The sequence below is a fragment of the Actinoalloteichus spitiensis RMV-1378 genome (assembly GCF_000239155.1).
Lineage (GTDB): Bacteria > Actinomycetota > Actinomycetes > Mycobacteriales > Pseudonocardiaceae > Actinoalloteichus_B > Actinoalloteichus_B spitiensis.
On sequence record NZ_AGVX02000561.1, the window covers coordinates 1 to 8,663 of the forward strand.

Annotated in this window: 6 protein-coding genes; 4 read left to right on the plus strand and 2 right to left on the minus strand. The window is 72.8% G+C overall.

Features of this window, described 5'->3' with window-relative positions; translation table 11 throughout:
- Window positions 1–151: 151 nt before the first annotated feature.
- Together ACTIDRAF_RS34585 and ACTIDRAF_RS0221670 are read right to left on the minus strand one after the other, a co-directional pair.
- Complete coding sequence (locus ACTIDRAF_RS34585) at window positions 152–1,150, minus strand: hypothetical protein (protein ID WP_016700808.1); 999 nt, start codon at window positions 1,148–1,150, stop codon at window positions 152–154.
- A gap of 287 nt (window positions 1,151–1,437) precedes the next feature.
- The gene (locus ACTIDRAF_RS0221670) at window positions 1,438–3,069 is read right to left on the minus strand and encodes a CCA tRNA nucleotidyltransferase (RefSeq protein WP_083886556.1); all 1,632 of its coding nucleotides are present in this window, start codon (window positions 3,067–3,069) and stop codon (window positions 1,438–1,440) included.
- Between ACTIDRAF_RS0221670 and ACTIDRAF_RS30435 the strand changes: the two genes are divergently transcribed.
- The 4 genes from ACTIDRAF_RS30435 to ACTIDRAF_RS0221690 all read left to right on the plus strand — a co-directional run.
- Window positions 3,057–3,602, plus strand: coding sequence for an NUDIX hydrolase (locus ACTIDRAF_RS30435; RefSeq protein WP_052168928.1), 546 nt, complete (start codon window positions 3,057–3,059; stop codon window positions 3,600–3,602). The two genes, ACTIDRAF_RS0221670 and ACTIDRAF_RS30435, sit on opposite strands and share 13 nt — an antisense overlap.
- Before the next feature lie 59 nt (window positions 3,603–3,661).
- The gene (locus ACTIDRAF_RS30440) at window positions 3,662–6,028 is read left to right on the plus strand and encodes a DUF6049 family protein (RefSeq protein ID WP_016700811.1); all 2,367 of its coding nucleotides are present in this window, start codon (window positions 3,662–3,664) and stop codon (window positions 6,026–6,028) included.
- 138 nt (window positions 6,029–6,166) lie between these two features.
- Window positions 6,167–7,957, plus strand: coding sequence for a murein biosynthesis integral membrane protein MurJ (gene murJ, locus ACTIDRAF_RS0221685; protein ID WP_016700812.1), 1,791 nt, complete (start codon window positions 6,167–6,169; stop codon window positions 7,955–7,957).
- A 184-nt stretch (window positions 7,958–8,141) separates the two neighbouring features.
- Window positions 8,142–8,663: hypothetical protein (locus ACTIDRAF_RS0221690; protein ID WP_026066369.1), on the plus strand; the 522-nt coding region annotated here is incomplete at its 3' end.

An 8,663-nucleotide genomic window follows, 5' to 3' on the forward strand; every position in this document is an offset into this window, starting at 1 on the left:
GGCGGCCCGACGGCCCCGACCCGACCGGCGACCACCCGCCAGCGGAACCCGACGAACGGGACGGTGACCGGGGCCCGGAGTCCTCCGCCCCGCGCCCCGCGAGCTGACCGGAGCCACCGCAGCCACCCCCGGTCGGGCCTCCCGGCGGGCCTCAGAGGTCGAACCCCTCCTCGCCGCGCCCGATCACCCGGTCCATCTCCCCGTCCCCGTCGGTGTCCACCAGCCGCACGTCCATCACGCCGTCCCCGTCGGTGTCCAGGTACACGGTGTCCAGGACACCGTCCCCGTCGCTGTCGACGTACACCTCGTCGGCCCGGCCGTCGCCGTCCACGTCCACCACGGCCTCGTTCGCCCGGCCGTCCCCGTCGTAGTCCACCCAGGCCGCGTCGGGCACCCCGTCCTGGTCGACATCCACCCGGGCCACGGCCACCTGCTCCCGACCGGCCGAGTCGACCCACCGCAGCGGGGTGCCCGCCGCCGCGCCGACCGGCGCGGTCGCGCCGAAGATGTCGTCCAACCACGGGTCGTCCCGCTCGGTGTCCTCCTCCACGTCACCGGCACCGCCCCGGACGTCGTCGTCCCACTCCGGGTCGGGGGCGTCGGGTGCCGGTGCCCGCTTGGCGCCCTCCTCACCGGCTGGCATCTCCTCGGTCCCGCCCCCGGACGGGCCACCGGCCCCGTCCGGCTCCTCCTCGACCCGGCCGTCCGCTCCGCCGGCCTCCGTCCCCTCGGCGCGGCCCGCCTCGGGTGAGCTCGGGATCGTCGGTGGGGTCGCGGGTTCCTGTTCACCAGACCGCTGGTCGGGCACCCGGTCGGGGGCCAGCACCACGGAACCCGGCACCAAGGGCGGGAGTTCCGCGCGGGCGTTCCAGGTCCCCAACCCGGTGGGATCGGTGAAAGCGGCGTCCACGACCCCGTCCCCGTCGAGGTCGAGCAGGACGGTGTCGGCGACCCCGTCCCCGTCCGAATCCCACAGCAGGTCGACCCGGCGCCCGTCACCGGTGAAGTCGAGCGGCACCGCGTCCGCGACTCCCGCTCCCGTCACGTCCACCGACGCCGGGCTGGTCCACACCGTGGGCGTGCCCTGCCCGGTGCCGAACGAGTACTGGATCGACCCCTCTGGTACCGCCGTCCGCTGCCGGTCCGACATGCCAGCACCCCCGGTCCCTCGGTCACCGCTCGGGCACTTCGACGTCCCCTGCCACACTCGGGTTCCGAGGTCCCATCATGTGCCGGGGCCCCGGCCCGCGCTGGGGCTCCGACGGGCGGCCACGCGGGGAGGGCCGCCCGAACGGAGACGAGGACCACCCGGGTGAGGGTGGCGGGGCGGTGCGGGTCCGCCGCTGGTCCGGGCCACCGCCAGGGCCGCTGGTCATCCCTCCTGCCGGCTGCGGTCGTCCCCCACTGCCGAACGGGGAGCCACCCCGACGAGGCCGCTCAGCCGGCCGCCGGCGGGTCGATGCCCTCGGAACGCGCCCACGCCCGCAGTTCCGCCTCGGCCTCGTCCCTGCTCAGCGGGCCCCGCTCCAGCCTGAGCTCCTTGAGGTGGCTCCAGGCCCGACCGACCAGGGGGCCGGGCGGCAGCCCGAGCAACCGCATGATCTCGTTCCCGTCCAGGTCGGGGCGAACCCGCTGGAGGTCCTCCTCCGCCGCGATGCGGGCGATCCGCTCCTCCAGGTCGTCGTAGGACCGTTGGAGCGCGGCGGCCTTGCGCCGGTTCCGCGTCGTGCAGTCCGCGCGGACCAGTTTGTGGAGTCGGGGCAGCAGGTCACCGGCGTCGGTGACGTACCGGCGGACCGCGGAGTCGGTCCACTGGCCGGTGCCGTACCCGTGGAAGCGCAGGTGCAGGTAGACGAGCTGCGAGACCTGGGTGACGAACTCCTTGGAGTAGCGCAGCTCACGCAGTCGCCGCCGCGTCATCTTGGCGCCCACCACCTCGTGGTGGTGGAAGCTGACGCCGCCACCGGCCTCGAACCTCCTGGTCGCCGGTTTGCCGATGTCGTGGAGCAACGCCGCCATCCGCAGCACCAGGTCGGGCCCGTCCTGGTCCGGGTCGGCGTTCTCCAGCTCGATCGCCTGGTCCAACACAACCAGCGAGTGCTGGTAGACGTCCTTGTGCTGATGGTGTTCGTCGATTTCCAGGCGCATCGCCGGCACCTCGGGGAGCACCCGGTCGGCCAGGCCGGTGTCAACCATGAGCTCCACCCCCTGCCGGGCGTGTGGTCCGCTGAGCAGCTTCGACAGCTCGGCCTGGACCCGTTCGGCGGTGATGCGGTCGATCTGGTCCGCCATCTCCCGCATGGCCGTGACCACGCGCGGCGCGGGGCGGAAACCGAGCTGGGCCACGAACCTCGCCGCCCGCAGCATCCGCAGCGGGTCGTCGGCGAACGACTCCTCCGGGGTGGCCGGCGTGTCGAGCCGGCGCTCGAGCAGCGCGGTCATCCCGTCGTGCGGGTCGACGAACCTGCGCTCCGGCAGGCGGACGGCCATCGCGTTGACCGTGAAGTCCCGTCGCAGCAGGTCGTCGTCGATGTGGTCACCGAAGACCACCTCCGGGTTCCGGGTCACCCTGTCGTAGCTGTCGGCCCGGAAGGTCGTGATCTCCAGCGTGCTGCCCCGCCGGGTCGCGCCGACGGTGCCGAACTCGATGCCGGTGTCCCAGATCGCGTCGGCCCAGCCGGTGAGCAGCTCCACCACCTGCTCCGGCCTCGCGTCGGTCGTGAAGTCGAGGTCCGTTCCGAGCCGGCCCAGCAGCGCGTCGCGGACGCTCCCCCCGACGAGGTAGAGCTCGTGGCCGGCGGCCTCGAACCTCCTGGCCACCTCGTCGGCGACCGGCGCCACCCTGAGCAGTTCGACCACGGCGGTGCGCTGGGTCCGCAGTTGCGCGGCCGAGCTGCTGGCAATCGGCTTCTGTTCCGGAGACACGGCAAGCCAGGGTATCTGCCCCCGCTGGTCGACGACGACGGTCTCCGCCGCGCCGCCGCGCGGGGCCGCGCGGACCGGCGCGGGCCCGTCACGACCGGCCGGCACCCCCGTTTCCGCACTACCATCCGGGTATGCCCTCGTCATCCGGTCGTTCCGGCTCCCGGAAACCGACCGGCAGGAGCCGTCGGCGCAGACGGCTGCGGACCGTGCGTGAGACATCGGCCGGAGGGCTGGTGCTCGACACGGCCGGGACGCACGCTGCGATCATTGGGCGACTCGACCGCCGGGGCAGGCTGCTCTGGTCGCTCCCCAAGGGTCACCTGGAAGATGGAGAGACAGCCGAGCAGGCGGCCGAACGCGAGGTCCGGGAGGAGACCGGGATCGAGGGCACGGTGGTGGCCCCGCTCGGCACCATCGACTACTGGTTCATCGCGGGGGACAGGCGCGTGCACAAGACGGTGCACCACTACCTGCTCCGCGCGGTGGGTGGCGAACTGTCCGACGCCGACGTCGAGGTCACCGAGGTGGCCTGGGTGCCGCTCGACGACCTCGACGGGCGGTTGGCCTACGCGGACGAGCGTCGGCTGGTGCGGCGGACGGAGGAGGTCCTCACGAGGTCCCCCTCGACGAACCGACCCCCGGACCCCAACGAGCAGGCAGGCACGGAGCTGGCGTGAAACGAGAACGGGGCCGGAGGGCCCACCGGGCGGACGTGCGCACGTCCCTACTGCGATGTGTGACGGCCCTCGGATTGGTCGGGCTGATCACCGTCGGTCTCGCCGGTGCGGCGGGAGCCGTGGAGCACCGGCAGGCGAGCGCCGGGGCACACCCCCGTCAGGTGACCCCGGCCACCGCCCTGGCGGAACTGTCCGTCTCCGAGATGACCCCACGGGTGGTGACGCCCGACGGGCCACCGGAGCTCGTCGTCACGGGCCGGATCCGCAACGTCTCCGACCGCAACCTCTCCAACGTCGTCGTGCGGCTCCAACGCGGTGAGCCGGTGGCCGGCGCCGACGCCGCCGGGGCGGCCCTCGACGGGACCGCGCCGACGGACACCGCGGCGTCCCCCTTCGTCCCGGTGGTCGAGTCCCTCGCCCCCGGCGACGGCGCGGACTTCACCGTGCGGGCGCCGCTGGCCGGCGGTGACGGCACGCTCGGGATCAGCCAGCCCGGTAGCTACCCGTTGCTGGTGAACGCGAACGGCCAGCCCGACTACGGCGGTGACGCCCGGCTCGCGGCGACGTCCATGCTGCTGCCGGTGGTCGGCGCGCCGGGCGGCGCCACCGCCTCCTCCTCGGTCTCCCCGTCGACCACCGTGCTGTGGCCGCTGGTCTCCACTCCCAAGGTGGTCGGCCGGGACACCCGGGGACGGGCGATCCTCGCCGACGACGAACTCGCCAGGTCGGTCGGACCTGGGGGGCGGCTGTTCGGGCTCCTCCAGGCGATCGAGGACGGTGTCGCGCCCGGCTCCAACCTCAGCAAGTCGCTCTGCTTCGCGATCGACCCGGCCCTGCTGGAGGCGGTCGAGGCGATGTCCGCCGGGTACCTCGTGCGCTCCTCGAGCGGGGAGGGCCCCGTCGAGGGCGCCGGCGGCAGCACCGCCGAGGTCTGGCTGAACAAGCTGCGGGACGCGGCCAGCGGACGCTGCGTGATCGCCCTGCCCTACGCGGACGCCGACCTGGTCGCCCTCACGAGGTCCGGCATGGACGACCTCCGCGACCTGGCGTTCTCGCGGGGCGCCGAAATCGTGGAACGGGTGCTGGGCGGCACGAAACCGCTGTCGTCGGTGGTGTGGCCCGCCGAAGGTGTGCTGGACGACGCGACGCTGACGGCCCTGACCGGGTCCGGTGCCGACACCCTGCTGTTGTCCCCTTCCGGGATGGAGGAGGCCGCCCAGGGCCTGGTGCCAGCCCGCGTGACGGGCGCCCAGGTCGAGCCCACCGCGCTCCCGATCGACCCGCTGGTCAGCCGCGCGTTGCGGGTCACCGCCGCCGCACCGGGCAGGCAGCCCGGCGGTGGCGGCGGGGCGGCGGCCGCCGCGCTCGAACCCGCGACGCCAGCCCGGGACGCTGTCGCCGACACGCTCGGCGTGCTGCTGTTCCGGACGACGGCGGACGCCACGATCAGCGAGTCGTCCCGCCTGGTGGTGGCGCCGCCCCGGCTGTGGGAGCAGCGCCCCGCCGACCACGCCGCGTTGCTCGGGGGGATCGAACGGCTCTTCCAGCTGGGCCTCGCCACCCCGAGCTGGCTGGTGGACCAGCCCGACGCTCCCCTCCCCGAGCGGGCGACCGCGCTGACCTACCCCGCCGACGTCGGTTCCCGGGAGATCCCGGCGCAGGTCGGCGGAGCCGTTCGCCGAGGAACCCAACGGGTCACCGACTTCGGTTCCGCGCTCACGCCGGACACCTCCGTCGACCCGAACAGCCGGGTCCAACCGGAGGACCTGACCGACCCGGTACGGCTGGCCTACCTGGGTGCCACGTCGAGCAGTTGGCGGGGCAACGCCACGGCCGCCAACCAGAGCCTGTCGGCGGCCAACCTCAGCCTGGACCGGCTGTTGGCCCGGGTCCAGGTCAACCGCCCCGGCACTCCGCTGTCCCTCGCGGCCTCCGACTCACCGCTCCCGCTGGCCGTCAGCAACCGCCTCCCGGTGGGCGTCCGGGTCCAGGTCCTGCTGCGCGACGCGCCGGGGCTGGACATCCCGCACGCCCAGGAGTTCGACGTCCCGGCGAACAGCACGCGGCAGCGCCTGATCCCCGCCGAGGTCAGCAGGTCGGGGCAGTTCACGGTGTCGGCCGTTCTCACCACCCCGGGAGGAACGGAACTCGGCCCGCCGGTGCGGTTGTTGGTCAGCTCGACCGCGTACGGGACGATTACGGTGATCATCACCGTGGTGGCCGGGGCGGCACTCGTGCTGTTGTCGGCACGTCGACTCGTCCGCAGGTTCCGGGGCGGGGGCGGCACGCCCTCGCCGGGGGAGGCGGGCACGGATCCCGGCGAGAGGGACCAGGACGACCCGCCGGGGGCGGACGACCAGTGGGAGCGAGCCGTCGACAACGGGTCGGCCGCCGGTCGGCCCCGGCACGGCAGTGACGGAAAGTGACCAGGTGACGCAGTCCGAAGTGCCGCGCCGCCGGCGCGGCCCTCTCCACACCGTCCGCGGTGGTGGCAGCCCCGAGTGCTGGCAGCTGGTAACACGCGCGGGGTGCGGTCAGATATCGCAGCGGGGTGAGGAGGCCAGGTGAGCAACCCCAACGAGGAAACCATCCGGATCGGTCGACCGATCCGGTCCGGAACCGACCCATCGGAGGCGGAGACGGTCCAGTTCGCCACCGTGGGTTCCTCGCCCGAGGCCGAGTCCGACCCCGACGCGGCGACGACGGTCATGGCCACGGCGACCGCCTCGGCCGCCGCCGAGCCCGGTACGGGTGGTGGGCGGAAGAGGTCCGTGCTCAGGGCGGCTGGCTCGATGGCGATCGCGACGCTGATCAGCCGGATCACGGGCTTCCTCTGGAAGGCCGTCCTCGTCTGGATCGTGGGCTGGGGTGCGATCAACGACTCCTTCACGGCCGCCAACAACCTGCCGAACATCATCACCGAGCTCCTGCTCGGCGGTGTCCTGGCCAGCGTCGTCGTGCCGGTGCTCGTCCGCGCCCAGAAGGAGGACGCGGACGGGGGACAGGCGTTCACCGAACGGCTGCTCACCCTGGCGGCCGTCATCCTCGGCGTCGGCATGGTCCTGTCGGTGCTGGCCGCTCCGCTGCTGACCGCGATGTACGTCAGCGACGGGGACACCGAGGCGAACCCCGCGCTGGCCACCGCCTTCGCCTACCTGCTGCTGCCGCAGATCCTCTTCTACGGCATGTCGGCGCTGTTCATGGCGATCCTCCAGGCCAAGCAGGTCTTCGGCCCGCCGGCCTGGGCCCCGGTCCTGAACAACGTCGTCATCCTGGCCACCCTGGGCGCGTACGCGCTGCTGCCGGGTGAGATGACCGTCGACCCGGTGCGCATGACCGACACGCACCTGCTGGTCCTCGGTCTCGGGGTCACCGCCGGCGTGGTCGTGCAGGCAGCCGTGCTGCTGCCCGCCCTCCGGCGAGCCGGGGTGTCGTTGCGCTGGCGGTGGGGTTTCGACTCCCGCCTGGCGGAGTTCGGCGGCCTCGCGGCGTGGGTGCTCGGCTACGTCGCGGTCTCCCAGGTGGGACTCGTCGCGCTCAGCCGGGTCGCCACCGCCTACGGCGGTCTCGCGATCTACAGCAACGCCTGGCTGCTGCTCCAGCTGCCGTACGGCGTGATCGGTTTCTCGATCATGACGGCGATCCTGCCCCGGATGAGCGCCGCTGCGGCCAGCCACGACTACGAGAAGCTCAAGGATGACCTCTCCCTGGGCAGCAGGATGTGCACGACGGCCCTGCTTCCGCTGAGCGCGTTGATGACGGTGCTGGGCGCGCAGATCGGCGTGGTGCTGTTCTCCTACGGCGCCAGCGGCGTGGAGGGCGGGAACCGGCTGGGGATCGCGTTGGCCGTGTCGGCTTTCGGCGTCCTCCCCTACGCCGTCACCATGCTCCAGCTCCGGGCGTTCTACGCGATGAAGGACTCGCGGACACCGACCCTGCTGATGGGCGTGATGACGCTGGCCAAGGTGCCGCTCATCTACCTGTGCCCGCTGGTGCTCGCGCCGGAGGACGTGGTCTTCGGCATCACCTTCGTGAATTCGCTGACCTTCGTGGTGGGGTGGATCGCGGGGGAGATCTGGCTGCGCCACCGCATCGGGCGGCTCGGCAGCCGGGCCTTGGCGGTGACGATCGGGAAGACCCTCGTCGGCTCGGTGGTCGGCGCGGGCGCGGCGGCGCTGATCGTCGTACTCACCGGCCCCGGAGGAATGACACCCGACTCAGCGATTCAGGCCTGGCTCCAGCTGATCTTCGCCGGAATCGTCGGGGTGATCGTCACCTTCGGGGTGATGTTGCTGTTGAAGACGCGTGAACTTGACCCCGTCGCAGGCAAACTGCGCAGACTCGTGAGGCGGTGAAGCGTTCGGTGAGCGGAGGCAACCGCGCGACCGTGCTGCCCCGTCCTACTGACGGCCCCCAGTGTGGGCCTCCTTATCGGCCAGTCGATGACAGCCAACTTCCCGTACCCTCAGCTCGGAGACTCCGCGGCGGTGGTTGGGGGCCTTCGCTTTCCGGGGAGCGGGTGGATCAGGAGAAGACACCGTGAGCGGCAAGCCTACGCAGTACACGGCAGCGCACCGGAACCACACGGGCAACGGTGCCGACCTCACCGTGCCCGCGTCCGCTCCGCCGCCACCGGACTGGTCGGACCTCGCCGAGCTGAGCCCGGGCACCCTGCTCGCCGACAACCGCTACCGGCTGATCGAGCAGGTCGGGTACGACGCGTCCTGCCAGGCCCAGCTCTGGCGGGCGAAGGACACCGCGCTCGGACGCGACGTGGCGCTGACCGTCCTGGTGGGGCACCGGACCGACGGGCAGGTGGTGACCAAGGCGCGTCGGGTCCTGGAACGCTGCATGCACGCGGCGAGCTTCCACTGCGTCGGGGTGGCCAGGGTGCTGGACGTCCTGAGCAGCAGCCACGGCGTTGACCACCCCGAACACGTCCTCGGGGTGGTGGTCGCCGAGTGGACGCACGGGAGCCGGCTCGGGGAGCTGCTCCGGGACGGCCCGCTGCCGGCGGACAACGCCGCCCGCCTGCTCCAGACCCTGGCGGCGGCGGGGGGG